This is a genomic window from Methylobacterium sp. WCS2018Hpa-22, assembly GCF_031843785.1.
Classification (GTDB): domain Bacteria; phylum Pseudomonadota; class Alphaproteobacteria; order Rhizobiales; family Beijerinckiaceae; genus Methylobacterium.
The window spans coordinates 210015-234908 of sequence record NZ_JAVTJA010000008.1 but is presented as its reverse complement, the minus strand read 5'-3'; the positions used below and the strand labels follow the sequence as shown (position 1 = coordinate 234908).

Below are 24894 nucleotides of genomic sequence, written 5' to 3'. Positions count from 1 at the left end.
CCGGATCGCCGGGCCGCGACGTAGATCGCGCCGGTGACCGGGGGCATCCAGAACAAAGGGGGCGCCGCCCATGAAGATCGTGATGGCTATCATCAAGCCGTTCAAGCTCGAGGAGGTCAGGGATGCGCTGACCGGGATCGGCGTGCACGGCCTCACGGTGACCGAGGTCAAGGGTTACGGCCGCCAGAAGGGCCATACCGAGATTTATCGCGGCGCCGAATACGCGGTGAGCTTCCTGCCGAAGCTGAAGATCGAGGTCGCCGTCGCGTCCGACCTCACCAGCAGCGTCATCGACGCCATCGCCGCTGCCGCCCGCACCGGCCAGATCGGCGACGGTAAGATCTTCGTCGTGCCGCTCGAGAAGGCCGTCCGCATCCGCACGGGCGAGACCGACGTCGACGCGCTCTGATCCAGAGGCCCGGCTGGACGACGCTCCGGCCTGCCTTCCCCTGCTTTCCCCACATCACCATCGCACCGCGACCGGGAGTTCCGTTTCCATGAAACTTCGCAATGCCCTTGCGCTCGGGATGGGAGGCGCCGCGCTGGCCCTCCTGTTCGTCGAGCCATCCCTCGCACAGTCGCCGACGCCAGAAGTCGTCTCGGCCCCGGCTGCCACCGCACCCGTTCCGAACAAGGGCGACACCGCCTGGGTGATGATCTCGGCGGTCCTGGTGCTGCTGATGACGGTGCCCGGCCTGGCGCTGTTCTACGGCGGCCTCGTGCGTACCAAGAACATGCTCTCGATCCTGACGCAGGTCTTCGCCATCGCGGCGGTCGTCAGCCTTCTGTGGGTCGCCTTCGGCTACAGCATGGCCTTCACCAATGGCGGCGGTCTCAACGACTTCGTCGGCGGCTTCTCCAAGGTCTTCCTGAAGGGGGTCGATCCGTCCACCACCGTGGCGACCTTCTCTAACGGCGTCGTGATCCCCGAATACGTCTACATCTGCTTCCAGATGACGTTCGCGATGATCACGCCCGGCCTCATCGTCGGCGCCTTCGCCGAGCGGATGAAGTTCTCGGCCCTCCTCGTGTTCTCCATCCTGTGGGTCACGCTGATCTACTTCCCGATGGCGCACATGGTCTGGTACTGGGGCGGTCCGGATGTCGTCGGCGATGCGGCCAAGGCTCTTGCGGCCGCGACCGACGATGCCTCGAAGGCGACCGCTCAGGCTGCCCTGGACGCCGTCAACGCCGATGCCGGAATGCTCTTCAAGTGGGGCGCCCTCGACTTCGCCGGCGGCACCGTCGTGCACATCAATGCGGGCATCGCCGGCTTCGTCGGCTGCCTGATGCTCGGCAAGCGTATCGGCTACGGCCGTGACCTGCTCGCTCCGCATTCGCTGACCATGACCACGATCGGCGCTTCGCTGCTCTGGGTCGGCTGGTTCGGCTTCAACGTCGGTTCCAACCTCGAAGCCAACGGCTCGGCCGGTCTGGCCATGATCAACACCTTCGTCGCCACCGCCGCCGCCGCCGTCTCCTGGCTGTTCGTGGAGTGGATGCTGAAGGGCAAGCCCTCGCTCCTGGGCATGCTCTCGGGCGCCATTGCCGGCCTCGTCGCCGTCACGCCCGCTGCCGGCTTCGCCGGCCCGATGGGATCGATCGTCCTCGGCTTCGTCGCCGGCGGCGCCTGCTTCATCATGTGCTCCACCGTCAAGAACGCCCTCGGCTACGACGATTCGCTCGACGTCTTCGGCGTCCACTGCATCGGCGGCATCCTCGGCGCCCTGGCCACCGGTATCCTGGTGAGCCCGGACCTCGGCGGCGTCGGCATCCCCGACTACACCAGCAAGCCCGGCGAACTGGCTGTGGGCGCCTACGATATGGCGGCCCAGCTCCTCGCCCAAGGTAAGGCCGTCGGCTTCACCATCCTGTGGTCCGCCATCGGCTCCGCCATCCTGTACAAGCTCGTCGACCTGACCATCGGCCTGCGCGTGACCCAGGACGAAGAGCGCGAAGGCCTCGACATCGCCGATCACGGCGAGCGCGCCTACAACTACTGATCCTGCTCTAGCGCGATCTCACCGCACCGAGAGGCCCCGGTTGCCATGCGACCGGGGCCTTTTTCATGGCCGTGAAAGCCCGCGAAGAGGCATCGACCGCCCCTCGGTATACGGGCAGGGCCGGCTCACCCCGCCGGACTGGGGCGAGAATGTGATGCAAATGCAACATCCCGATGGCAAGTCCCGCCAGAAGCCGTATTTGCCTATTTGCTGGGCAATTGCATCAAAGTTAGTTTTGCGAAGATCGGCGGGATTGGGCAACTTGGCTCTCACAGAATAACTGGGGCTGAACTCTAATGACACTGAAGCTGACTTCACTGGGGACTGCCGCTTCCCTCGCCGCGTTCCTGAGCGTTGGCAGCGTCAACGCCGCCGACCTTGCCGCTCCGAAGGTCATGCCGGTCGAGGCGAAGGTCGCCGACCCGCTGATCGGCTTCTCGTTCGGCTCGCGCTACCAGACGGACTACAACTTCCGCGGTGTGTCGCAGTCGAACCGCCAGGGCAGCTACCAGTCCTTCTTCGAGGCCCAGTATTTCGGCGGCTTCGCCTATACCGGCCTCGCCACCTACCAGACCCGCCTGCCCACGCAGCCGGACATGGAGTTCGATCTCGCCGCCGGTATCCGTCCGACCTTCGACAAGTTCACCCTCGATCTCGGCGTGCTCTACTACTTCTACCCGAACGAGAAGCGCCTGCTCGGCCCCGGCGGCGCGTTCCTGACCACCGCCAACACCGACTTCATGGAATATGCCGCCAAGGGCACCTGGGCAGCGTCGGATGCGCTGACCCTCGGCCTCAACGTGTTCTTCTCGCCGAACTTCCTCGGCCAGCACGCCAACGGCACCTACACCTCGGGTACCGCCGCCTACACCCTGCCGGCGAACTGGTTCTCGTTCCTTCCCGAGGCCTATTCGGGCGGCTTCTCGCTCTCGTCCGAGCTGGGCTACTACTTCCTGACCGCTGCCAAGACCTCGGCCACCGGCCAGACCGCGTTCAACCTGCCGAGCTACCTCTACGGCAACGTCGGCCTGTCCTACACCTACAAGAACATCGTCCTCGACGTTCGCTACCACAACACCAACCTGAGCAAGACCGACTGCTTCAACTTCACCGGCGACTACCGCGGCTTCAACAACGGCGGAACCTCCAAGTGGTGTGGCGATGCCGTCATCGGCTCGATCACCTTCCAGACGTCGACTGCAGCTCCTGGCATCTATGCCGAGCCGGGCGGCCTCCTGAACCTCTTCCGCTAAGCCCCAAGCTCAGCGACGGACAAAGAAGGCCCCGGAGCGATCCGGGGCCTTTCTTCGTTGGCGGCGCGGATGAATTCCGGCAAGGCGCGTCGTGACAGTGCATGAAAGCACGGACATCTGTACGCACCGCGCTAACGATCTCTAAGCCTTAAACAGCCGTTAACTCGGTCGCCATAGCGTTACCGGATCGTTTCTCCCTGCGTCTGGTCCCGTATGCGCTCGCTCCGCCGTTCCGCATCGCCTTACGACACCTTCGTCGACAGCTTTCGGCCATTTTTGGCCAAGCGGATGACGGAGATGGGCGGTCTCATCCTCTTTGCCGGCGCGACCGCGCTCACGGTCGCTCTGGCGACCTGGTCCATCGACGATCCGAGCATCAACCACGCCACCGATCATGCCGCGCACAACGTGCTCGGCACCGGCGGTGCGGTGGTGTCGGACCTCGCGATGCAGCTCCTCGGTCTGGGCTCTCTCGCTTTCGCCCTGCCGCCCGCCTTCTGGGGCGTGCAGCTGATGCGATCGCGCGAATTACCCCGGGGCGGGCTGCGGCTCACCCTCTGGATCATCGGATTCTTTGCCGCGAGCGCGGTGGCGAGCGCTCTACCGCCCACCGCCCGCTGGCCTCTTCCCACCGGTCTCGGCGGGGTGGCGGGCGATGCCCTGATCCATACCGCGCGACTCATCGTCGGCGCCATCGCGTCGCCGGCGGCTGCCCTCGTGGGCTTCGCCTTCGCGGCCGTAGCGATCCTCTGCCTCACGGGTGCCTGCCGCGCCGGAGCGGAGCCGGAGGAGGAGCCCTACGATCAGCCCCTTCCGTCCGCGTCCAACCAGCGTCCGCCATCCTCGGCACGGCATGACGGCCGCTATGAGGAGGACGAGCCGAGCCTCGGCATCGTCTCCCTCGGCACCCTGGCGCATCTCCTCATGGGCGGCCGGACCGCCCTCGCCAGGCGCATCGCCGAATGGCGTGCCGAAAGGGCGGCGGCGGCCACGGACCTCGCCTATGCGGGCGCCTCGCCGGCTCTGGCCGCGCGCCGCGCGTTCTCGGATGGAGACGACGCGCCCTGGTCGACCCACGCACCGCAGGAGATGGGAAACCCGGCGAGAGGCGATGCCGCCTCGGCGCGTCGCGAGCCGGTCTTCGAGCCGCAGCCCGTGGCGGAGCCCCGGCCGGTGACACGCCGGCCCCTCCCGGAGCCGATCCTGCACGACGACGAGCCGGATGATGGCGGCGAGGAGTTCTATGCGTCCGAGGAACCGGCCGCGTCTGTGCCGCCCCCGCGCTCCCGCGTCGCCCCTGTGGCACCGTCTCCCGCTCCGGCGCCGATCCGGCGCGCGCCCGTCTCCCAAAACTATGGCGCGGAGAGCTACGCCCATCCGGCCCTCGAATTGCTCGCCGAAGCGCCGAGCCTGTCCCTCGCCAGCCAGGTCTCGACGGAGGCCCTGGAGCAGAACGCGACCCTGCTCGAGGCGACGCTCAGCGATTTCGGCGTGCGCGGCGACATCCTCGCCGTCCGCCCCGGCCCGGTGGTCACGCTCTACGAACTAGAGCCGGCCCCCGGCACCAAGTCGAGCCGCGTGATCTCGCTCTCGGACGACATCGCCCGCTCCATGTCGGCGGTCTCGGCCCGCGTGGCGGTGGTGCCCGGCCGCAACGCCATCGGCATCGAACTGCCCAATGCCAGGCGCGAGACCGTGTATCTGCGCGAGCTTCTCGCTTCGGCGGATTTCGTCGAGACGAAGCAGAGCCTCGCTTTGTGCCTCGGCAAGAATATCGGCGGTGAGCCGATCATCGCCGATCTCGCCAAGATGCCCCACCTGCTCGTCGCCGGCACCACCGGCTCCGGCAAGTCGGTGGCCATCAACACGATGATCCTGTCGCTCCTCTACCGGATGAAGCCGGAAGAGTGCCGCCTGATCATGGTCGACCCGAAGATGCTGGAACTCTCCGTCTATGACGGCATCCCGCACCTGCTCTCCCCCGTCGTCACCGACCCGAAGAAGGCGGTCATCGCCCTCAAATGGGCCGTGCGCGAGATGGAAGAGCGCTACAAAAAGATGTCGAAGGTCGGTGTGCGCAACATCGACGGGTTCAACGCGCGCCTCGCCGAGGCCCGTGGGCGCGGCGAGGTCCTGACCCGTACGGTCCAGACAGGGTTCGACCGCGAGACGGGCGAGGCGGTCTACGAGACCGAGGAGATGGATCTCAATCCGCTCCCCTACATCGTCATCGTGGTCGACGAGATGGCCGACCTGATGATGGTGGCCGGCAAGGACATCGAAGGCGCGATCCAGCGTCTGGCGCAGATGGCGCGCGCGGCCGGCATCCACCTCATCATGGCAACGCAGCGTCCCTCGGTGGACGTCATCACCGGCACGATCAAGGCGAACTTCCCGACCCGGATCTCCTTCCAGGTCACGTCCAAGATCGACAGCCGCACGATCCTCGGCGAGATGGGCGCCGAGCAGCTGCTGGGCCAGGGCGACATGCTGTTCATGGCCGGTGGCGGACGCACCACCCGTGTCCACGGCCCGTTCTGCTCGGATTCGGAAGTCGAGAGCGTGGTCGCCCACCTCAAGCGCCAGGGCCGGCCGTCCTATCTCGAAGCCGTCACCGCCGACGATGGCGAGGACGACGACAAGGGCTCGAAGGGCGGCGGAAAATCGGCCAAGGGCGCGATCGACGAGATCGAGGTCGATGGCGCGGTCTTCGACCAGGGCAGCTTCGGCGAGAGCGGCGGCGATCTCTACGCCCAGGCCGTGCAGGTGGTCATGCGCGATAAGAAGGCCTCCACCAGCTACATCCAGCGCCGCCTGCAGATCGGCTACAACCGCGCCGCCTCGCTCATGGAGCGGATGGAGGTGGAGGGGATCGTCGGCTCGGCCAACCATGCGGGCAAACGCGAGATCCTGGTGGAGCCCGATCCGCACGAGATGTGACGCGCAGCCATCAGCTGCGCGGCGCGAACAGGATGATCCCGGTGCCGACGAGGCAGATTGCGGCACCGGTCATATCCCACCGGTCCGGCCTCTGGCTCTCGGCGAGCCACAGCCACAGGATCGAGGCGGCGATGTAGACGCCGCCATAGGCGGCATAGGCCCGGCCCGCCGCGTCGCTCTCCACCCTGGTGAGCAGCACGGCGAAGAGGACGAGGGACGCCACGCCCGGCAGGGCCCACCAGGCCGACCGGCCGAGTCGCAGCCAGGCCCAGAAGGCGAAGCACCCGGCGATCTCGGCCAAAGCGGCGCCGGTATAGACGAGGGCGGTGATCAGGGGTTCGCTCCATCACGAAGGGGGACCGTGCGCCGCGTTCCCATGCCGGTCATTCTCTCAGCGGGACGACGGCCCGCGAGGGCCGGGCCTCCGCCTCCCGCCCGACATTCCGGCCCAGAATGGATCCGAGTGCCGAATCCAGCCGGGCATGCCGGAAGGCGAACCCGCTGGCGAGCGCTTTCTCGGGCAGCACCCTCTGCCCGCCCAGGAGCATCTCCTCGGCGAAGTCGCCGCCCAGCCAGCGCAGGAGCCGCGCCGGAAGCGGGAAGATTGCCGGGCGGTGGAGCTGCCGCGCCAGGGATGCGGCGAAATCGGCATTGCGGACCGGCTCCGGCGCGGTCGCGTTCACCGGTCCCGCCAAGGTCGGCGTCGCGATGGCGTGGCAGATCAGGCGGACGAGGTCGTCGCGGGAAATCCACGACATCCATTGCCGCCCGGAGCCGATCCGTCCCCCGAGGCCGAACTCGAACGGCATGAGAAGTCGCGCGAGGAGGCCGCCCTCGATTCCGAGCACCAGCCCGGTGCGCAGGAGGACGACCCGTGGGCCGAGGGCCGCGATTGCCATCGCCTCCCGCTCCCAGGCCGCGCACACCCTTTGGGTGAAGGCTGGAGCCGCCGGGCTCGATTCGGTGAGGCGGTCATCGCCGCGCAGGCCGTACCATCCGACGGCCGAGCCGCTGACGACGACGGAAGGTGCCCTGTCGAGGCGGGCCACCAGTTTGGCAAGCCCGCGAGTCGTCCTCAGGCGCGACGCGAGGATCGCGCGGCGCTTGGCGGGCGTCCACGGCCCGTCGGCGATCGGTTCGCCCGCGAGATTCACGATGGCATCGAGCCGCGCGCCGTCCGGCAGTTGGTCGAGGGAGGTGACGATCCGCAACGGCGCGGGCAGTGCCGCGGCTTTCGCCCCGTCACGGGTCAGGACCGTCACCTCGTGGCCGACCGCCACGAGGCTCGCCACGAGGCGTTGGCCGACGAAGCCGGTGGCGCCTGTCACCAGGATTGTCCGCGCCGGAGCGAGCATGTCCGTGAGCCCGGCCGGCGCGGGCAGGCCCAGGCGCTCGGACCGCCCGGCGGCGAACCAGTCGCGTAGGCCGAAGATCGCGACGGAGAGCGAGGCGGCGAAGGCGAGAGCGCTCCAGGCTCCGTGGCTGACCCAGGCGATGCCCGTGGCCTCTCCGGCCCAGCCGAGCAGCACCGGAAGAATGAGGACGAGGATCGCACCGTAATTCAGCGCCAGGAGGGTGTGGTTCACCCGTTCGGTGGCCGGCAGGCGCCGACTCAGATCCTCCTCGACGAAGTCCATCAGCGTGATCACGACCTCGACGATGAGCACGCCCATGATGGCCCAGGCGAGCAGTCCCTTGGGTTCGGCGAAACCGAGGGTGAGGAAGAGCAGGGCATAGAGCCAGTTGCGCACGGCATGGAGACGCAACTCGCCGCGCTGGGACGGTCGCCAGGCGAGGCGCTCGGTTAGTTCGTGGTGGTAGAGGGTGTCGAAGGCCCCCATGGCGATCTGCACGGCGATCAGCGACCACAGCAAGGTCGAGGTCATGATGTCGGGTCTCCCCCGTGATGGATCAGGCGTCGACGACGTCGCGGAACTCCGCCTCCTGGCGGATCAGCGTGCCGAACCAGGGATGACGAATGGTGAGGATGAAGGCGAAGCGGTTCGCTCTGGTCTCGCCGTGGGTCACCGTGAGGGTGCCCGGCGTCGTGAAACCGGGAAGCGGCAGACGCCATTCGCCCAGCCGGATGAAGTAGCGGCGGCTCGAAAAGACCAGCCTGCCGTCGACCACGGCGACATCGAGGCTCATGCCGAGACCGCCGCCCACATGCTCTTCGAGGCCGGTGGGCCCGGCGAAGCGCTTGGCCGAATTGACGGTCTGGGGAAATCCGTCCGGCCGCGCGTAGAGCCGCGTCCAAACCTGCCCGCCCCCCGACCGGTCCTCCGTCACGGAGACGACGCTGGCGAGGCCCTTGGCCCGTGAGGTGGGGAGCGGGCCGCCGATGAGGCGGGCAGCTTGTGCCACGACCCAGCCGAGGCGGCTCATCCGCGTCTCGACCACGGTGCCCACATAGACGGCGCTGGTGCCGGGTTGGAGACGCTTGGTGAAGCGCCGGCGGATCGCGGGCGACAGAGTGGTCCAGTCCTCGTCCGCGATCAGGCTGCGGAAGCGCAGGTCGCGGAGGTCGGCCTCGTGCGCACGGGCGATTACCGGGCTTTCGCCGATGGGAGGCGCCGTGCCTCCCACGGAAGGCCCCCTCAATGCCGTCATGATCATGATCGCGGCTCCCCGGTTCAGCCTTCGGGCTTGGAGGGCAGGAAGCGCACGATCCGGCTGCCGAGGCGGATCAGCTTGGCGAGGGTCGCGTGCGGAACGCCCAGCATCTGGCTGTGCCAGCGGTCCATGGTCTCGGTGAATTCGAGCATCGCCTTGAGGCGGCGGGAGGCGACGGCGCCGATGGTCGGATCGCCCTCGGCCTGCGCCACGCAGGTGCGCAGGGCCGCGATCGCCGGATCGATCTCGCGCTCCTTGCGGCCGGCGGCGATGCGCGTGACCATCTCCCACAGGTCGGTCTCGGCGACGAAGTGATCACGGCGCTCGCCCAGCACGGGGACGCGCCGGATCAGGTTCCAGCCGGACAGTTCCTTGAGCGATGTCGAGACGTTGGAGCGCGCGATGCCCAGCGTCGCCGCGATCTCCTCCGCCGCCAGGGGCTTGTCCGACAGGTAGAGCAGGGCGTGAATCTGGGCGACGGAGCGGTTGACGCCCCATTGCCCGCCGAGATCGCCCCAGTGGAGGATGAAGCGCTCCACCGCCACGGGGAGCTTTTCGGGAGTGTCTGTAATTTCTGTCATGACAGAAATTACAGACATAAAAGAACCCGAGTCAAGCGACCGCCTCGTCGGGCGATGACAAGCGGCGTGTCAGTCTGTGCTGAAGCGATAGGTCGTCGTCGCGGTGAAGATCTCGCCGGGGCGGAGCGTCGTGGAGGGAAACTCCGCCCGGTTCGGCGCGTCGGGAAACCCCTGCGCCTCGAAACAGACCGCATCGCCGGCTCGGTACAGCCGCCCGCCGGACCCGATCACCGTGCCGTCGAGCATGTTGGCGGTGTAGAGTTGCAGGCCCGGCTGGGTGGTGGCGACGTCGAGCCGTCTCCCGCTCGCAGGATCGACGGCGGACGCCGCATGCCGGACGGAGCCGGGTTCGCGCAGCACGAAGGTGTGGTCGTAGCCGTGGGCCAGAGCGAGCTGCGAATCCCCGTCGCGGATGCGTGAGCCCAAGGCTTCGGGCTCGCGGAAATCGAAGGCGGTGCCCGCCACGGGTCTGATCTCGCCCGTGGGAATCTGGTCGGCATCGGTGGGGAGGTAATGGTCCGCCGCGATGGCGACCCGATGTTGCATCACGTCGCCGGAGCCCTCGCCGGAGAGATTGAAATAGCTGTGGTTGGTGAGGTTGAGGATGGTCGGCCGGTCGGTCCAGGCCCTGTAATCGATCCGCAGGGTCTGGTCGTCGCTGAGGGAGTAAGCGACTTCCACATCGAGATTGCCGGGGAAGCCCTCTTCGCCGTCGATTGAGCGATAGCCGAGTACCAAAGTCGTCTCGTCCGCCCGGATCACCCGCCAGACGCGGCGGTCGAACCCATTCGTCCCGCCATGCATGGTGTTGCCACCGACATTGAGCGGCAATTGGTATCCGTGTCCGTCGAGGCTGAAGCGCCCTCCGGCGATGCGGTTGGCGTAGCGTCCGATGATGGCGCCGAAATGCGCGTCGCTGGCCTCGTAGCCCGCGACGTCACGCGCACCGAGGACGACATTGGTCCAGGCTCCCTCGCGGTCGGGCGTATCGATCCGGCTGACCACGCCGCCATAATCGAGGATGTCGACACGCAGGCGAGACCGGGCAAGCCTGTATCGAGTGACGGGGCTCCCATCCTTCGTCCGTCCGAAGGGCTGTCCTGCCATGCCGGCATCCGTTTCACGCGCGAGGATTCGTGACGCTTCAACGCGTGGAAAGCGGATCAGGGGGCGGCGGGCTCTTCCGCATCTCCGGACAATTGCATGCGATGCAGACGGGCATAGCCACCATGCGAGGCCATCAGGGCGTCATGCGTCCCCGTCTCGATGATGCGGCCGGCCTCCATCACCACGATCATGTCGGCATCGCGCACCGTGGAGAGGCGGTGCGCGATGACGAGGGTGGTCCGCCCCTGCATCAGGCGCAGCAGCGCGCCCTGGACCAGCCGCTCGGATTCGGAATCGAGGGCACTCGTCGCCTCATCCAGAAGCAGGATCGGCGCGTCCTTGAGGAAGGCGCGGGCCAGGGAGATGCGCTGGCGTTCGCCACCGGACAGGCGCCCGCCGGAGGGGCCGACGCGGAACTCGTAACCCTCCGTCAGCCGGGTGATGAATCCATGCGCTGCGGCGGCCTCCGCAGCGGCCTCGATCTCGGCGCGGGTCGCACCGGGGCGGCCGAACCCAATATTGGCCGCGATGGTATCGTCGAACAGCACCACGTCCTGGGAGACCACTGCCACGGCCGCGCGCAGGGATGGAATCGTCACGTCGCGCAGATCCGCGCCGTCGATGAGAACGCGGCCCCCCGTCACGTCGTACAGTCGGGGCACGAGGTTCAGCAGAGACGACTTGCCGGAGCCGGAACGCCCGACCAGGGCGACGGTGGCGCCTGCGGGAACGGTGAGGTCGATGCCCTCCAGCGCCGGCGCATCCTCGCGATATCGGAAGCGGACCTCCTCGAAGCGGATCTCGCCGCCGGTGATGACCAGCGGCACGGCATCGGGCTTTTCACGAATGCGCGGTGCTTCGTCCATCAGGGCGAAGTAGCGATGGAGCGCCGCCCCGGCTTCCTGAAGGATGGCGTTGAGGGTGCCCAAGGCGCGGGCGGGCTGCGCGGCCAGGAGCAAAGCTGCCACGTAACCGGTGAAATCGCCCACCGTGCGGTCACCGGACATGACGCGCTGGCCCACCAGGACCAGCACCGCCGCCACGGCGAAGCCCCCGCCGATCTCCATCAACGGGTCGAGGCGTCCCCGCGCATTGGCCGCCTTCATCTTCAAGCGGCGGACGGTATCGAACGCGCCCGAGGCACGGCCCTTCAGGTAGGATTCCAGCGCGTAGGTCTTGGCGATGCGCGCGCCCTGCAGGCTCTCGGTGATGAGGCTGGCGGTGAGGCCCATCTGCTCCTGCGTGGTGGTGGAGACCCGCCTCAGCTTCTTGCCGATGCGGCCGATGGGGCCGGCGACGAAGGGCACGACCACGCCGGCCACGAGGGTGAGCACCGGGTCCATCCAGAGCAGCGCGACGACGAGGGCGATCAGCATCGCGAGGTCGCGCAGCAGCACCGTGGAGATGCGGGTCAGCGCCTCCTTGATGAAGGCGAAATCCGTTGTGAATCGCTGGGTGAACGCCGCCGGGCTCTCGCGGCCGAGTTGGGCGAGGTCGGAATCGATGAGGTGGCCGTAGAGCGCCGCCTGCATGTCGGCCTCGACACGGGTGACGACCCGGTTGGTCAGCACCGTCTGCCCGAACAGGGCGAAGCCCCGGATCGAGGTGATGGCGATGACGATGAGCGGTCCGTAGGTGAGGGCCGACGGGTCCTTGTGGTCGAACGCGTCGAACGCCCCCTTGATCAGGGCGGGATACAAACCCGTCGCCGCTCCGATGATGGCGATGAGCACCAGCACCACGGCGAGGGTGCCCCGATGCGGACGCAGCCATTCGCGCCAGACCCGGCCGAGGAGGGGGAGGGTCTCACCCCTCAGAAACGGCCGACGGGCCATGCTCATCCATTGTCTGTCGCGCGGGGGGCTCCCGGCTCTCGGTCGGGGGTTTGCAGGTCGGAGACCGGAAGATCAAGCAAGGCCATCGGGCTTGGCAATGTGATAGTGTTACATTACACGGCGCGACGGATCATCTGGTCTGCCCGTTTCCGGGAGCCGATGCGAAGGACGACGGGTATGCGATCGAGACGTCACGCCATGAAGACGGGCCTTTCGGCGTGGGTCGGTATCGCCCTCGCTCTCACGGCCTTCGGCGGGAATGCGGATGCCGCCGAGCCGCTGAAGGCGGTGGCGACCTTCTCGATCCTCGGTGATCTCGTGAAGCAGGTGGGCGGCGACCGCGTCGAGATCTCGACTCTCGTCGGCCCCGATGCCGACGCACATGGCTACAACCCGGCCCCCGGGGATGCGCGCAAACTCACCGCCGCCAATCTCGTCGTGGTCAACGGCCTCGGCCTGGAAGGCTGGCTCGACAGGCTGATCAAGGCCTCCGGGACGAAGGCGCTCGTCATCGTCGCGACCAAGGGCGTGAAGCCCATCGAGGGTGACGACGACCATGGCGGAGGGCATGCGGGACACGCCCATCACGACGATCCCCATGCCTGGCAGAGCATCGCCAATGTGCGGATCTACATCGGCAACATCAGCGACGGGCTCTCGACGATCGATCCCGAACACGCCGCCGACTACGCAGCCAACGCGAAGGCCTATCTGACGACCCTGGCAGGTTTGGAGACCGACATCCGCACGGCTATCGCGGCGATTCCCCCCGAACATCGCAAGATCATCACCACGCACGATGCGTTCGGCTATTTCACCGCCGCCTACGGCCTCGACTTCATCGCGCCGCAGGGCGTCTCCACCGACAGCGAGGCGAGCCCGAAGGATGTGGCCCGCATCATCCGGCAGATCCGGCGCGACAAGATCCCGGCCGTCTTCCTCGAGAACGTGGCCGATCCCCGCCTGATGCAGCAGATTTCGCGGGAGAGCGGTGCCGTTGTGGGCGGCAAGGTCTATTCCGACGCCCTGTCGGGTCCCGATGGTCCGGCGGCCACCTACGTGGCCATGATGCGCAGCAACATCACCGCCTTCAGCGCGGCTCTCGGCAAGAAGTGAGTGCCCGGCGGGGTTTTGGGTCGGAGCCACTCACCCCGCCGTCTCGCCGATGACTTTCTGCAGACAGATCGTCCGGGTGTCCCGGTAGCCGAGATGTTCGTAGAAGTGGCGGATCGCTTCGTTCTCTTCGCGCACGAGAAGCTGAACCTTCCAGACGCCACGCGCGGACAGCCACCGCTCGGCTGCTTCCATGATCGCCCTGCCCAGGCCGAGGTCGCGATACCGCGGGTCGACGGCGACATAATAGAGCCATCCCCGGTGACCGTCCTCGCCCACCATGGCGGTGGCGGCGACGGCCCCCTCGCGCTCGACGACCAGGATGGTCGAGTGCGGATCGCGGCGGGCGAAGGCGATGTCCTTGCCCGCATCGTTCCACGGCCGAGAGATTCCGGCCGCGAGCCATAGGGCCGCGACGCCATCGAAATCGGCGTCCTGGAATTCACGGATCACGGGCGTCATCGCGTGAGGGTCTCCTCGCAGACGATTTGAGGCGGCTCAGCCGCCCGTCATCGGCGGGAAGAACGCGATCTCGGTGGCCCCGGCGATGGGCGCATCCGGCTTGGCATGGACGCGGTCGATGGCCGCCCGCACGATGCCGGCATTCTCGAACGCGTAGGCATATTCCTCGCCCCTGCCACTCAACCAGGCCACGAGGTCGGCGACCGTCTCGGTCCCGGCGGGCGGGGTCACGACCTCTTCGGCCTTGCCGATGCGTTCGCGCACCCAGGCGAAATAGACGAGCTTCATGGTCTGCCCTTCCGGCTGTGGCATCGGCGGGTCAGCGCGGATCGTCCATCACGTGCCGGATGCCGGCTCTCATATAATCGTAGCCCGTGTAGAGCGTCAGGGCCGCGGCGACCCAGAGCAGGGCCTCTCCGGCGATGACGGTATGGGGGAGGATCGTCTCCCCCGCCTTTCCGGCCACGAGGAAGCCGATCGCCACGAGTTGAAGGGTGGTCTTCCATTTGGCGACGCGGCTGACCGGTACGCTGACCTTCAACTCCGCCAGATATTCGCGCAGGCCCGAGACGAGGATCTCGCGGCACAGGATGACGATGGCCGCCCACAGGCTCCAGTCATGGATCGTCTTGTCGGCCACCAGCATCAGCAGACAGGCGGCGACGAGCAGCTTGTCGGCGATCGGATCGAGCATGCGCCCCAGGGCCGAGCTCTGATCGTAGGTCCGGGCGACGTAGCCGTCGAGATAATCGGTGATGGCGGCCGCGATGAAGACGCCGAGAGCCGCGAACCGTGCCGCATGCTCGTCCGGCCAGTACAGCAGCGCCACGACGACGGGGACGGCGACGAGCCGCCCGTAGGTCAGGCAATTCGCCAGCGTCCAGGCCGGTGACCGGCGTCGGAGAGGAAGGACAGTCATCGACGCGGTGAAACCATGGGCGGGGGGAGGGGTCAACCACGATGATGCAAACGGACAAGCTGCTTCGATAGCGCCTAGGCCGTCGCGCTGGGCCCATCGCAACCGAATGTGCCGAGCCGGATTTTGTGCTACCAATGCGCTGAGGGAATAGAGTGCTCACGCATGTCGTCCGCAGACACGATCAGCATCACCATGACGCCCGATCTCTATCAGGCGGTACGTGAAAGCATCGAGGCAGGTGAGTATTCATCGACCAACGAGGTCATGCGTGATGCGCTGCGACTATGGCAGCGGCAACGGCTCGAAGAAGCGGAGCGCTTGACCGAGATACGGGCTCGTGTTCGCCGCTCACTTGGTGACGCCCGGCAGGATCTGACGGCGATGGAAGCGGACCTTCACCTCGCACGCCTGTTCGCCGGCGAAGGCGCCAAGACCTCGGGTGCGTAGACTCCCGGTCTTCTTCCGGCCGGATGCGTTGGTCGACCTTGGCGACATTTTTCGCTTCGTTCGCGAAGCGAGTGGAAGCGTGTCGGTCGCCGCGTCGTTCGTACGACGCATCAAGTCCCGATGTGATCGAATCGGAGATGCGCCTCATGCCGGTCGACCACGCGACGACCTCGTATCCGGCCTTCGCACGGTACCATTCGAGCGTTCCGCCGTAATCGCTTATCTGGTCGAGGACGACAGGGTCCGGATCACCAACATCTTCTATGGCGGGAAGGATTACGAGGCACTGTATCGCCGGTCAGACGACGACCCCGGCACCGAACCCACCTGACGCAGGCGTTTTTGAGCCTCAGCCTCCGGCATGGAAGAAATCATACACCGCACGTGCCGTGGCTGCGTTGACGCCGGGCGTGGTCGCCAGATCCTCCAGGGAGGCGCGCTGGATCGCCTTCACTGTCCCGAAATGGTGGAGGAGGGCGCGCTTGCGGGTCGGGCCGATGCCGGCGATCTCGTCGAGGGGGTTCTTGATCATCTCGCGCTTGCGCTTGGCCCTATGCGTGCCGATGGCGAAGCGATGGGCCTCGTCCCGCAGGCGCTGGACGAAGTAGAGGGTCGGATCGCGCGGCGGCAGCTTGAACGGGGCCTTTCCGGGCACGAAGAAGGTCTCGCGTCCGGCATCGCGATCGCGACCCTTGGCGATGCCCACGAGGGCGACATCGGTGACTCCGAGTTCCTCCAGCGCCGTGCGGGCGGCTTCGAGCTGGCCCTTGCCACCGTCGATGAGGACGAGATCCGGCCAGGCCGGCATGGTCTCGCTGTCCGATTCGGGAACCGGCTCGGCCGCACCGCCTTCGCTCGCTGAGATCGCCGCCTCGTTGGCGGTACGGGGGTTTTCCTTCACGAGACGCTTGAAGCGGCGCTGGAGCACCTCCTTCATCATCCCGAAATCGTCGCCCGGCGTCAGCTCCTCCGACTTGATGTTGAAGGTGCGGTAATGCGTCTTCGCAAAACCCGACGGGCCGGCGACGATCATGCCCCCGACCGCGTTCGTGCCCATGATGTGTGAGTTGTCGTAAACCTCGATGCGGCGGGGTGGGGCGGGCAATCCGAACGATTGCCCGAGCGCCACGAGCAACTTGCCCTGCGAGGCGGTGTCCGCGAGCCTGCGGGCCAGGGCCTCCTTGGCGTTGCGCTGGGCATATTCCACCAGGGCCTTGCGCTCGCCGCGCTGAGGCTGATGGACTTCCACCCTGTTCTCGGCGCGGCTCGACAGGGCGGCTGCCATCAGCTCCGCATCCTCGATCGCATGGGAGACGAGGACGATCCGGGGAGCCGGCTTGTCGTCGTAGAACTGGCTGATGAAGGAGGCGAGCACCTCGTCCGGCGTCATGCTGCGATCGGCCTTCGGGAAATAGGCGCGGTTGCCCCAGTTCTGGAAGTTCCGGAAGAAGAACACCTCGATGCAGAACTGGCCGGCCTGTTCGTCGAGGGCGAAAACATCCGCCTCCTCGATGCCCTGGGTGTTGACGCCCTGGGTCCCCTGGATCGCCGAGAGCGCGCTGATCCTGTCCCGGAAGCGGGCGGCACGCTCGAATTCGAGCTTCTCGGAGGCGTCCTGCATCTCCTCGCGCATACGGTCCTTCACCGCGTTGGACTTGCCCGCGAGGAAGCTCTTCGCATTCTCGGCGAGCGCCTGATATTCCGGCAGGCCGATCTCCCCGGTGCAGGGTCCCGAGCAGCGCTTGATCTGGTAGAGCAGGCAGGGCCGCGTGCGGTTCTCGTAATAGCTGTCGGTGCAGGTGCGTAGCAGGAAGGCGCGCTGGAGCGCGTTGACCGTACGGTTCACCGCCCAGACGGTGGCGAACGGGCCGTAATAGCTGCCCTTGCGCCGCCGCGCACCGCGATGCTTGACGATCTGCGGCGCCTCGGAATCGGCCGTGACCAGGATGTAGGGAAACGATTTGTCGTCCCGCATCAGCACGTTGAAGCGGGGCTTCAACTGCTTGATGAGGTTGGCCTCGAGCAGCAGCGCCTCGGTCTCGGTGGCCGTGGTGACGAATTCCATCGCCGCCGTCTGCGAGATCATCCGGGCGATGCGATTGGAATGGGCCTGGCCCCTCGCATAGGAGCCGACTCGGGCCTTCAGGTTCTTCGCCTTGCCGACGTAGAGGACATCGCCCTTCTCGTCGAACATGCGGTAGACGCCCGGTCCCGACGGCAGCGTCGTCCAGAACCGGCGGATGATCTCCGTGCCGGCTTTGACAGCGCCTTCCTCGAAATCGAAATCGATCTCCGGTCCGTCGTCGATACGTTCCGGGGTCTCGTCCGCATCCTCACGCTCGTCGAACGAATCCGGCGGCAGGTCTCGTTGGGAAGACAGGTCTTTCGCGGGCTGGCGGCTCATGCCCGAGACTTAAGCGCCGGGGATTCGAGAGGGAAGGGGCTCCCGGTCTCGCCGACCCGCGAAGGTCGGCGCATGCGCGTCTTAATCGAACAGCGCGTCGATATCGCCCTGGTCCACATGTCCCGGATCGCTGTCGAGCTTGGGTCCGTTGAGGAGTGAGCTCTCGTCGTCGATGCTGGGGCCCTGGGGCACGACGCCGAGGATCTCGCTGAACGAATTGAGGCCGCCCCAGGCCTCGATCATGCGGTCGAGATGTTCCTCGATGAACTTGAGCACACCCACAATCTTGTTGATGCGCTGGCCGGTCAGGTCCTGGAAGTTGCAGGCCTCGTAGGCGACGATCACCCGCTCGAGGATCATGTCGATGTTTTCGCCGCCGGCGGCCTGCCGCATGGCCCGCAACGCGCTGGCATTCGTCTCGATCTCTTCCAGGGCGCCGAGGATCGTGCTCGTCGCCAGTTCGGTGGATTCCACCACCGCGTCGAGTTCTCCCGCGACCCGCTTCATTCCCTTCCCGGTATTCTCCGAGTGGTAGAGCGTCGCGATCTCCTTCTTCGTCCGGGTGATCGCATCTTTCATCACGTCGAGTTCGGAGCGCATCGCGAAGGCCTCGTTGAGCTCCTTCCGGCAGGCTTCGATGGTCTCGACCGTGCTCGTCTGCGTGACACGGCGAAGCTCCTGGATCGCCGAGAGGATCTCATCGAGCTTCACGTCGTCGGAGCCGGAACGCTCCTTGGCGTGCGCGACCTCCACGACGGGTCGCACGCTTGCCAAACCGAGGCTGTCTTCGATGCGGTAGCGCTTCATGTTCATCGGGGATGATCAGCCGGCAGGAGTAACTGGGTCAGCGACAGGGCAGCATGGACCGGGGGTCGTCATCCTGGTGAACGACGCGAATCCCGATACGAGAAGCCTTCGAGCCACCATGCGACAAAGTCGTTGCCATTTCTTCAACACAGAGAACGGCCGATGCACTTTTACAAACAATTCATGCTGTTCTTTGAAGCTAGCAGTAGAGCAGCGGTGACCTGAACGATTCACCACGTTTTTTCACCCGATTCTCGTCCCGTCCGGCCAGCTTGAGCGCGAGGTTCGTGTTGGTCCGGAGTATCGCGCGTGTTGAAGCGTCTCGAATTGTGCGTCGCTATGGCCTGCCTGTCCGCCACGGTGGCGGGAGGGGCCGCACAAGCCCAGGTTCCCTCCGGCCAATACGGCGGGGGCTTCATCGAATTCCTGGTGACGGGTCATGGAACGCCGCCGCGCGCCCGGCGTCCCGGCCTCGCGGATGACGGCGTGCTTCCACGACATCCGGCGGCCCAGGGTTACGGTGGCGAGCCGATGCCGCGCGTGCTCCATTCGGGCGATCGCATCCCCGATCCCGATCTCTACCAGGCCCCCGTTCGCACGCGGCTCGCTGCCTTGCCGTCACAAGCTCTGCCGGCTCAGGCCGATCCCGAAAGGCAAATCGCGGGAATCGAGCGCGCGCCCGACGCGCGCTTTGCCCGCCAGGTCGTCTCGTTCGATGGCCGGCAGAAGCCCGGCTCCATCGTCATCGATACCCAGACGAAGTTTCTCTATCTCGTCCAGCCAGGCGGTCAGGCCATCCGATACGGTATCGGCGTCGGTCGGCCGGGTTTTGCCTGGTCGGGAATGAAGACGATCAGCCAGAAGCGCGAATGGCCGGATTGGACGCCCCCGGCGGAGATGCTTCAGCGTCGCCCCGACCTGCCGCGCCACATGGCCGGCGGCCCGGCCAACCCTCTGGGTGCGCGGGCGCTCTATCTCGGCTCGTCCCTCTATCGCATCCACGGCACCAACGAGCCGCACACGATCGGGCAATCCGTCTCGTCGGGCTGCATCCGGATGATGAACGAGGATGTCATCGACCTGTATGAACGGACCCCCGTGGGAACGCGGGTCGAAGTCCTCTAACGGCCTCCGGGCCGCTCACGAGAAAGGCCCGGCGCGTCTCCACGCACCGGGCCTTTCTTGTCATCGGGCCATCACGCGCAGTGATGGCTGTGACTGTCGCTCACACCCAGTCGTCGTCACCGCCGCCACCCAGGTCACCGCCGAAATCCCCGCCCGGATCGCTGTCGAACGACGCGTCTTGGAAGTCGTTGCCGCCGCCGAGGGCCGAACCGAGATCTTCGTTACCGGCCGCCGCGCCCGCAGAGGGAAGTCCCGCCGCCGCCGCGCTGCCGAGAGCCGAATGACCGCCCGCAAAGGCGTTGGACAAGGCGCTGCCGAGCAGCATGCCGCCGGCCGCACCGGCCGCCATCGGAAGGGCCGTCGCCATGAAGCCGCCGCCGCGAGCGGGTGCCGCCTGCTGGCCGGCCCATGGGCCACCCTGCTGCGGTCCGCCATAACCCGGCTGCTGGCCGTAACCGGGCTGCTGCCCATAGCCCGGCTGCTGACCATATCCTTGCTGAGGTCCGCCCTGGCCGCCCCACGGTTGACCGGACGGGCGCTGGGGCTCCGGCTGGCGAGACCCGCCGCCGAAGATGCTCGACAGGAAGCCGCCGCCGCCGCCCTGCGGCTGCTGTGCCGCCTGACGCGCCTGCTCGAGCTGCTCGTTCAAGCTCTTGATCGCCTCTTCCTGGACATAGATCAGCTGCGCCATCGCGTACGGCGCGTAGGGCTGAGCGCGGAGCTTGTCCGCGATGAAGCGCTCGGCATCGGCGTCGCGGGGCTGGCTCGCGGCCTGCTCCAGACGCTGGAAAATGCCGCCGATGACCTCGCGTTCTTCGCTATTCATGGGGTCGTCCTCCTGAGAGAAGCCTGCGGGCCATGCCGCCCCGGCGCCTCCGAGATGGGGTGGCGCCACTGGCTTTGTCAGGGGGTCAACGCGAACTTCGCCGTTGCGGATGCACGGGAGCTCCGGTTCGGAGCATGAAATTTCGGAAAGGTGACGGAGCCGGAGGCTACGCATCTTCGCCACGCAACAAAAAGAGCCCGGCCTTTCGGCCGGGCTCCTTCTGAGAGACCTCGTGCTCCGCCATGAGGCGGAGCGTTGGTTCTGTAAGGCCTAGTACGAGCCGAACTTGTAGTTCAGGCCGGCGCGGACCACGGCGAACTCGGCTTCGCGAGCCGAAGGGCTGAGCGAAAGCACGTTCGTGGTGGGGTTGTAGACGGAGCGGTTGCCGCGGCCGTCCTGCTCGAGGTTCACGTACAGGCCTTCGACCTTCAGCGTCACAGCGGACGACTTGAAGAAGTTGAAGAAGGAGTCCGTGGGGAGAGCGTACTCGATACCACCACCAGCGGTGTAGCCGGTGCGGAAATCGTCGGAGCCGGTGCCGCCGTCGCCATAGGCGAAGCCGCCGGTGCCGTACACGAGGGTGCGGTCGAAGGCGTAACCGATGCGGCCGCGGACGGTGCCGAAGAAGTTCATCTCGTTGCCGGGGAGGCGAACGGCGGTGGTGCCGTTGAGGCCGCCGACGACCGGGCTGAACGTGCCGTTCACGGTGCGGGTCTTGTTGCCAAAATCGGTGTACTGGGCGTCAGCTTCGATACCGACGACCACGCCCGAACCCGGGGTGAACTGGTAGTTGTAGCCGACCTGACCACCGCCGACGAAGCCTTCGAGGTCGTTGCTGCTGTTCGCGTTGAACACCCGGTTGACCGGGCCGCCGTTCAGCACGGAGCCGGCCGGCAGGTTGTAACGGTCGCTGTTGCTGCCAGCGTCGAAGCCGTAACCGGCGTTGATACCGAAGTAGGCGCCCGTCCAGGTGAAGACCGGCACGGGAACGAAGACCGGCGGAGCGGCGCGGCGCGGCAGATCGGCAGCGAAAGCGGAGCCGGCGATGACGATGCCGGCAAGGGCGGTGGTGCCGCGAAGGAAGGATTTCATGGACTGGTCCTCTACTCGTTAGCGCGGCCGCTTTTTTCGGAGCGGTCCTGCGCAGTTCCCCGTCTATATCTCAGCATCCCTCAGGAAGCTGTTGCATCGCAACCACGCCGCGTGTGTTGAACACGGCCCCTTTGTGGCGGCGACCACCTCGCTGGAGGTCGTGCACTCCGAAAACTCAGATGAACGGCCAAGGTTCAACTACGGCCACGCTTTTTTCGCATCCATTTCACGACAAGATGTCGCACCGAGGGAACGTATGGCGGTGGCCGCTATGCAGCGAGGCTGATCGCGGAGATCAGGCGGCCGTAATCCGCGTCGCCCCGATGGGTCGTACGGCGATAGCTATAGAAGCGCTCCGCGTCCTCGTAGGTGCAGAGGCCCAGGACCGATGCCTTCTCGATACCGGCCTCACCCAGGCGACGGGCGATGAAGCCCGGCAGATCGAACTGGGCATGCCCCTCGCGCGCGCCTTCCGAGAAGTGGACATCGGAACCCGGAACCTCCGCGGAAAAGCGGCTGCGGAAATCGTCTCCGACTTCATAGGCGGATTGAGAGATCGTCGGGCCGAGCACGGCAACGATGTCGCTCCGCTCCGATCCGAGGCGCACCATGGCGTCGACGGTGGCAGCGATCACACCGGTCAACGCCCCCTTCCATCCCGCATGGGCGGCGCCGACGACACGACCGACCGGATCGGCGAAGAGGATCGGGCCGCAATCGGCCGTGGCGATGCCGAGGGCCAAGTTCGGCACCCGCGTCACCATGGCGTCGGCGCGGGGACGTTCGGCGAGGGCCATCGGGCCTTCGATCACGGCGACCCCGGCCGAATGGACCTGATACAGGCTGACGAGGTGGCTCGCCGGGACCCCGAGATGCTCGGCCATGCGGCGGCGGTTCTCGACGACGAGGGACGGCTCGTCATGGGAGCCGAGGCCGCCATTGAGGCTGGCATAGAATCCGTCCGAGACGCCGCCAAGACGGGTGAAGAAGGCGTGTCTGATCCCGGGCTGGCCCGCGAGGCTGGGGGCTTCGATATGCATGCGCCGTGTCCGTCCTTCGGAGAATGTCGGCCACCCTATAGCACCGGCTCCCGCCGGAGAGGGGAGTGGCTTGGCGGCACTGGCGGATTGCGCCCGGTCAGGGCCAGTCGCCGGACGCCCGATGACGCAGGTTCCATCCCGGGCGATCCACGCCGTGCAAAGACGACGCGGGGATGTCCGTCTCGATGCGAGGGCCTCGGATTTTCCGCGTTTCGGGACAGCTAATTTTCTTTAACTTTTACGGTTCGTTAAGCATGGTTTGATCCAATGCTCCTCACACATGAGGACGCGAGCGATGTCGGAACCAGCCCGTCACAACCAGGCACAGGAAGTAAATGGGCGTCCGGCACCCGGACCCCTGCGGGATTGGCTGGCGGCTATGAAGGCCGCCACCACCGCACAGGAACAGGCGGCGGTCGCGTCGCAGCATGCCGAGCCGCACAGGCCGGCGGCTGACAAGGTCGCGCTGTTCGAGAGGCCGGCCGCGGTCGAGAAGCCCGAGCCGCAGGCTCAGTCCTGGTCGCCCCGGGTCGTCCCGCCGCCCGCTCAAGCCGAACCGGCAGAGGACGACCTCTCGGAACTCATGGCCGAGAATCTCATGCTCAAGGCCAAGCTCCAGGTCGAGGGCGACCGGTACGACCAGCTCCAAGGGGTTCTCGCCCAGGAACTACGCCGCCTGCGCTCCCATGTGGAGAAGGAGATGGCCGAACTTCATGAGTTGCGCGCCGAGCGCGACCGTCTCAGCGAATTGCAGGCCCTTCTGATCGAGGAACTCGACGAGGCGCGCATGCGCTCCGAGAGAGAGGCCGCCGAACTCGCCGAGGCCTGCTCGGACCGCGATCTCTGGATGGCCCGTGCGGAGGCGCTCGCGCAGCCTCTCTTCCAGAAGCGCTGAACGCTCCAACCGCCAACACCCAAACGACGAAGGGCCGCCCCATGAGGGCGGCCCTTCCATTGCCGAACCACTTATCCGTTCGGCCGAACCCGATGAGGGGTCCTCTGACGCGCTAGGCGTGCGCGCCGGAGGCGACGTTCCAGGTCCGGTTAGCCGAGGTAAGCGGCTGATTTAGGCAATGAGACACTGGATCACCTCCTTTCGTTCGTTGCGAGAACCCCAAGCTAGTCACGGATCCGCGGCTTGAAAAGCCCCGATGCGGTGGGCGCGGCGCCTCGCCGCTGGGGGGCTTCGGACCGCCCGCGCATGCTCCGTGAGAGGAACCCTCGAGGGATGCGGCGGATGCCCGCGCGGCGCGATGCCGTTGATGCTAGCGGTTCGAATCACACCGATTGTGATCGCGTCACGATGGAGCATTTTTACGACACGATTTCCATGGTGGTGAAGGCTTCGTTGCTGGCCATGGGCTTTCGGGCAATGACGTCCATCGACGGCAAAATGGCGAAGGGATCCGGTTTCACGTCGGGCTTCGATTACCTGCGTATCGGCCTGTTGCTCTCCGCGCTCCTCTGGCCACTCCTATTCCGTGGCGAATGTCGACGAGCCGGTCGAGATGTTCTGGAGCGGTCCCGCCCGCGCACTTCCCGCTGCCATCCGGAGTTCCACGCGTACTCCCTCAATATCGTCGACTTATCCACGAAACTCTGCCGAGGGGCATCGGCGGCAATCGGCAGAATTGATCTCCTTCTGAACTCGCATTCAGCAATGCGAGCGCCCAATGCTCAGTCTTCCAGACTAGGCTAGAACATCGACCGTACCGCCTTTCAAAGGCATCAGAGAGGCATCGAATTTCAACGTGTCTAAAGACTGCGGCATAGTTCGCAGCTTCTCGAGGACGGTGTCTTTTTCCCGGTTCTGGTCGGATCCACTAAAATTCCGGATAAGCGCGTCGCTTGAAGAGAGAGTTTCCTCGTTCCAACCAAGCGCTTCGCGAACAGTGGCGCTAAGCGCCGGATAGAGGGCCCTGACAGCCATAGCCGATGCGCGCGGATTCCCCTCGAAAGGCGCCAAGGTAGCCCACATGCGTCCAGCCAATTCTGCTTTCGCTGTCAGGCTTTCATCATCGCTGAAGCCACCACCTGCTGATACGGCGGCCAGTTCTTCGTCATTCAGAGACGATACGTCGAGGTGCCGGCCGCCATGCGCGGTATCCGCGACAATGTTTGTTCCTTGCGTTACTGCCTTGGCATAATCCGCATCAAGTTTGGCGCGAGCAGATTGCGCGGTCGTCTGAGTTGGCGAGACTGTGCCGACCGACTGATTCGAGCCCTCCGCTTGACTGCTGCCGGCTTGAGGCGACGTCACGGCGGCCTGTTTCGGGTCGGCCACGGCAAAGCCCGTCCGCGTTGCGGAAGAAGAGCTGTATATTGTC

25 protein-coding genes are annotated in these 24894 nt (G+C 66.2%); 10 read left to right on the top strand and 15 right to left on the bottom strand.

Going from position 1 to position 24894, the window contains the following annotated elements:
* Nucleotides 1–70 precede the first annotated feature (70 nt).
* The 4 genes from RQI43_RS13120 to RQI43_RS13105 all read left to right on the top strand — a co-directional run bounded on the left by RQI43_RS13120 (nt 71) and on the right by RQI43_RS13105 (nt 6196).
* A complete protein-coding gene (locus tag RQI43_RS13120) occupies nt 71–409 on the top strand; it encodes a P-II family nitrogen regulator (RefSeq protein ID WP_018044676.1) in 339 nt (112 codons plus the stop codon).
* 88 nt (nt 410–497) lie between these two features.
* Nucleotides 498–2003 (top strand): ammonium transporter, encoded by a 1506-nt coding sequence (locus tag RQI43_RS13115; protein ID WP_311275411.1) that lies wholly within the window; start codon nt 498–500, stop codon nt 2001–2003.
* A 296-nt stretch (nt 2004–2299) separates the two neighbouring features.
* Complete coding sequence (locus RQI43_RS13110; RefSeq protein WP_244478085.1) at nt 2300–3256, top strand: TorF family putative porin; 957 nt, start codon at nt 2300–2302, stop codon at nt 3254–3256.
* Between the two features lie 213 nt (nt 3257–3469).
* Nucleotides 3470–6196, top strand: coding sequence for a DNA translocase FtsK (locus RQI43_RS13105; protein ID WP_311275410.1), 2727 nt, complete (start codon nt 3470–3472; stop codon nt 6194–6196).
* A gap of 10 nt (nt 6197–6206) precedes the next feature.
* Here the strand turns inward: RQI43_RS13105 and RQI43_RS13100 are convergent, their stop codons facing one another.
* The 6 genes from RQI43_RS13100 to RQI43_RS13075 form a co-directional block, all read right to left on the bottom strand.
* Entirely contained in the window at nt 6207–6530 is a 324-nt protein-coding gene (locus RQI43_RS13100; protein WP_311275431.1) for a YnfA family protein, read from the bottom strand.
* Between the two features lie 49 nt (nt 6531–6579).
* Nucleotides 6580–8082, bottom strand: coding sequence for a TIGR01777 family oxidoreductase (locus tag RQI43_RS13095; RefSeq protein ID WP_311275409.1), 1503 nt, complete (start codon nt 8080–8082; stop codon nt 6580–6582).
* Between the two features lie 25 nt (nt 8083–8107).
* Nucleotides 8108–8806, bottom strand: a complete 699-nt coding sequence (locus RQI43_RS13090; RefSeq protein WP_311275430.1) for a DUF4166 domain-containing protein — start codon at nt 8804–8806, stop codon at nt 8108–8110.
* A gap of 23 nt (nt 8807–8829) precedes the next feature.
* Nucleotides 8830–9390 carry a GbsR/MarR family transcriptional regulator gene (locus tag RQI43_RS13085; RefSeq protein WP_056145774.1) on the bottom strand — a complete coding sequence of 187 codons (561 nt, stop codon included), beginning with the start codon at nt 9388–9390 and terminating at the stop codon, nt 8830–8832.
* A 69-nt stretch (nt 9391–9459) separates the two neighbouring features.
* Nucleotides 9460–10497 (bottom strand): aldose epimerase family protein, encoded by a 1038-nt coding sequence (locus RQI43_RS13080; RefSeq protein WP_311275408.1) that lies wholly within the window; start codon nt 10495–10497, stop codon nt 9460–9462.
* A 56-nt stretch (nt 10498–10553) separates the two neighbouring features.
* On the bottom strand, nt 10554–12332 hold the full coding sequence (locus RQI43_RS13075; RefSeq protein WP_311275429.1) for an ABC transporter transmembrane domain-containing protein: 1779 nt from the start codon (nt 12330–12332) through the stop codon (nt 10554–10556).
* Nucleotides 12333–12530: 198 nt separating this feature from the next.
* Here RQI43_RS13075 and RQI43_RS13070 point away from each other — a divergent pair, with 198 nt between their 5' ends.
* Nucleotides 12531–13448, top strand: coding sequence for a metal ABC transporter solute-binding protein, Zn/Mn family (locus RQI43_RS13070; RefSeq protein WP_311275407.1), 918 nt, complete (start codon nt 12531–12533; stop codon nt 13446–13448).
* Nucleotides 13449–13478: 30 nt separating this feature from the next.
* Here RQI43_RS13070 and RQI43_RS13065 read toward each other — a convergent pair whose 3' ends face one another.
* Genes RQI43_RS13065 through pgsA form a run of 3 tightly spaced genes read right to left on the bottom strand, consistent with a single transcriptional unit; the run spans nt 13479 to nt 14826 of the window.
* Entirely contained in the window at nt 13479–13907 is a 429-nt protein-coding gene (locus RQI43_RS13065; RefSeq protein ID WP_056429793.1) for a GNAT family acetyltransferase, read from the bottom strand.
* Nucleotides 13908–13943: 36 nt separating this feature from the next.
* Nucleotides 13944–14195, bottom strand: coding sequence for a molybdopterin converting factor subunit 1 (gene moaD / locus RQI43_RS13060; protein WP_056430470.1), 252 nt, complete (start codon nt 14193–14195; stop codon nt 13944–13946).
* A gap of 31 nt (nt 14196–14226) precedes the next feature.
* Nucleotides 14227–14826: a CDP-diacylglycerol--glycerol-3-phosphate 3-phosphatidyltransferase gene (gene pgsA / locus RQI43_RS13055; protein ID WP_311275406.1), complete on the bottom strand. Its 600-nt coding sequence runs from the start codon at nt 14824–14826 to the stop codon at nt 14227–14229.
* A 162-nt stretch (nt 14827–14988) separates the two neighbouring features.
* Here pgsA and RQI43_RS13050 point away from each other — a divergent pair, with 162 nt between their 5' ends.
* Both RQI43_RS13050 and RQI43_RS13045 read left to right on the top strand, forming a co-directional pair.
* On the top strand, nt 14989–15273 hold the full coding sequence (locus tag RQI43_RS13050) for a ribbon-helix-helix protein, CopG family (RefSeq protein WP_311275405.1): 285 nt from the start codon (nt 14989–14991) through the stop codon (nt 15271–15273).
* On the top strand, nt 15266–15604 hold the full coding sequence (locus tag RQI43_RS13045; RefSeq protein ID WP_311275404.1) for a type II toxin-antitoxin system RelE/ParE family toxin: 339 nt from the start codon (nt 15266–15268) through the stop codon (nt 15602–15604). Before RQI43_RS13050 ends, RQI43_RS13045 begins: the two co-directional genes overlap by 8 nt.
* Before the next feature lie 18 nt (nt 15605–15622).
* Here RQI43_RS13045 and uvrC read toward each other — a convergent pair whose 3' ends face one another.
* Both uvrC and RQI43_RS13035 read right to left on the bottom strand, forming a co-directional pair.
* The gene (gene uvrC / locus RQI43_RS13040; RefSeq protein ID WP_056429803.1) at nt 15623–17677 is read right to left on the bottom strand and encodes an excinuclease ABC subunit UvrC; all 2055 of its coding nucleotides are present in this window, start codon (nt 17675–17677) and stop codon (nt 15623–15625) included.
* An 81-nt stretch (nt 17678–17758) separates the two neighbouring features.
* Nucleotides 17759–18490, bottom strand: a complete 732-nt coding sequence (locus tag RQI43_RS13035; protein ID WP_056429805.1) for a chemotaxis protein — start codon at nt 18488–18490, stop codon at nt 17759–17761.
* A 333-nt stretch (nt 18491–18823) separates the two neighbouring features.
* Here RQI43_RS13035 and RQI43_RS13030 point away from each other — a divergent pair, with 333 nt between their 5' ends.
* Nucleotides 18824–19609: a L,D-transpeptidase gene (locus tag RQI43_RS13030; protein WP_311275428.1), complete on the top strand. Its 786-nt coding sequence runs from the start codon at nt 18824–18826 to the stop codon at nt 19607–19609.
* Nucleotides 19610–19709: 100 nt separating this feature from the next.
* Here the strand turns inward: RQI43_RS13030 and RQI43_RS13025 are convergent, their stop codons facing one another.
* The 3 genes from RQI43_RS13025 to pgeF form a co-directional block, all read right to left on the bottom strand.
* The gene (locus tag RQI43_RS13025; RefSeq protein WP_056429810.1) at nt 19710–20435 is read right to left on the bottom strand and encodes a DUF2076 domain-containing protein; all 726 of its coding nucleotides are present in this window, start codon (nt 20433–20435) and stop codon (nt 19710–19712) included.
* A 270-nt stretch (nt 20436–20705) separates the two neighbouring features.
* Nucleotides 20706–21527, bottom strand: coding sequence for an outer membrane protein (locus RQI43_RS13020; protein ID WP_056429813.1), 822 nt, complete (start codon nt 21525–21527; stop codon nt 20706–20708).
* Nucleotides 21528–21796: 269 nt separating this feature from the next.
* Nucleotides 21797–22567 (bottom strand): peptidoglycan editing factor PgeF, encoded by a 771-nt coding sequence (gene pgeF / locus RQI43_RS13015; protein ID WP_311275403.1) that lies wholly within the window; start codon nt 22565–22567, stop codon nt 21797–21799.
* Between the two features lie 295 nt (nt 22568–22862).
* Here pgeF and RQI43_RS13010 point away from each other — a divergent pair, with 295 nt between their 5' ends.
* The gene (locus RQI43_RS13010; RefSeq protein WP_244478089.1) at nt 22863–23462 is read left to right on the top strand and encodes a hypothetical protein; all 600 of its coding nucleotides are present in this window, start codon (nt 22863–22865) and stop codon (nt 23460–23462) included.
* A 342-nt stretch (nt 23463–23804) separates the two neighbouring features.
* Nucleotides 23805–24266, top strand: a complete 462-nt coding sequence (locus RQI43_RS13005; RefSeq protein ID WP_311275402.1) for a hypothetical protein — start codon at nt 23805–23807, stop codon at nt 24264–24266.
* On the opposite strand, the gene RQI43_RS13000 is transcribed toward RQI43_RS13005, so the two are convergent.
* Complete coding sequence (locus RQI43_RS13000; protein WP_311275401.1) at nt 24258–24851, bottom strand: hypothetical protein; 594 nt, start codon at nt 24849–24851, stop codon at nt 24258–24260. The two genes, RQI43_RS13005 and RQI43_RS13000, sit on opposite strands and share 9 nt — an antisense overlap.
* Between the last annotated feature and the right edge of the window lie 43 nt (nt 24852–24894).

Coding starts and splice junctions, on each gene's coding strand:
- RQI43_RS13120 (WP_018044676.1), top strand. CDS start 71: ATGAAGATCGTGATGGCTATCATCAAGCCGTTCAAGCTCGAGGAGGTC.
- RQI43_RS13115 (WP_311275411.1), top strand. CDS start 498: ATGAAACTTCGCAATGCCCTTGCGCTCGGGATGGGAGGCGCCGCGCTG.
- RQI43_RS13110 (WP_244478085.1), top strand. CDS start 2,300: ATGACACTGAAGCTGACTTCACTGGGGACTGCCGCTTCCCTCGCCGCG.
- RQI43_RS13105 (WP_311275410.1), top strand. CDS start 3,470: ATGCGCTCGCTCCGCCGTTCCGCATCGCCTTACGACACCTTCGTCGAC.
- RQI43_RS13095 (WP_311275409.1), bottom strand. CDS start 8,082: ATGACCTCGACCTTGCTGTGGTCGCTGATCGCCGTGCAGATCGCCATG.
- RQI43_RS13090 (WP_311275430.1), bottom strand. CDS start 8,806: ATGACGGCATTGAGGGGGCCTTCCGTGGGAGGCACGGCGCCTCCCATC.
- RQI43_RS13085 (WP_056145774.1), bottom strand. CDS start 9,390: ATGACAGAAATTACAGACACTCCCGAAAAGCTCCCCGTGGCGGTGGAG.
- RQI43_RS13080 (WP_311275408.1), bottom strand. CDS start 10,497: ATGGCAGGACAGCCCTTCGGACGGACGAAGGATGGGAGCCCCGTCACT.
- RQI43_RS13075 (WP_311275429.1), bottom strand. CDS start 12,332: ATGGCCCGTCGGCCGTTTCTGAGGGGTGAGACCCTCCCCCTCCTCGGC.
- RQI43_RS13070 (WP_311275407.1), top strand. CDS start 12,531: ATGAAGACGGGCCTTTCGGCGTGGGTCGGTATCGCCCTCGCTCTCACG.
- RQI43_RS13065 (WP_056429793.1), bottom strand. CDS start 13,907: ATGACGCCCGTGATCCGTGAATTCCAGGACGCCGATTTCGATGGCGTC.
- moaD (WP_056430470.1), bottom strand. CDS start 14,195: ATGAAGCTCGTCTATTTCGCCTGGGTGCGCGAACGCATCGGCAAGGCC.
- pgsA (WP_311275406.1), bottom strand. CDS start 14,826: ATGACTGTCCTTCCTCTCCGACGCCGGTCACCGGCCTGGACGCTGGCG.
- RQI43_RS13050 (WP_311275405.1), top strand. CDS start 14,989: ATGTCGTCCGCAGACACGATCAGCATCACCATGACGCCCGATCTCTAT.
- uvrC (WP_056429803.1), bottom strand. CDS start 17,677: ATGAGCCGCCAGCCCGCGAAAGACCTGTCTTCCCAACGAGACCTGCCG.
- RQI43_RS13035 (WP_056429805.1), bottom strand. CDS start 18,490: ATGAACATGAAGCGCTACCGCATCGAAGACAGCCTCGGTTTGGCAAGC.
- RQI43_RS13030 (WP_311275428.1), top strand. CDS start 18,824: ATGGCCTGCCTGTCCGCCACGGTGGCGGGAGGGGCCGCACAAGCCCAG.
- RQI43_RS13025 (WP_056429810.1), bottom strand. CDS start 20,435: ATGAATAGCGAAGAACGCGAGGTCATCGGCGGCATTTTCCAGCGTCTG.
- RQI43_RS13020 (WP_056429813.1), bottom strand. CDS start 21,527: ATGAAATCCTTCCTTCGCGGCACCACCGCCCTTGCCGGCATCGTCATC.
- pgeF (WP_311275403.1), bottom strand. CDS start 22,567: ATGCATATCGAAGCCCCCAGCCTCGCGGGCCAGCCCGGGATCAGACAC.
- RQI43_RS13010 (WP_244478089.1), top strand. CDS start 22,863: ATGTCGGAACCAGCCCGTCACAACCAGGCACAGGAAGTAAATGGGCGT.
- RQI43_RS13005 (WP_311275402.1), top strand. CDS start 23,805: ATGCCCGCGCGGCGCGATGCCGTTGATGCTAGCGGTTCGAATCACACC.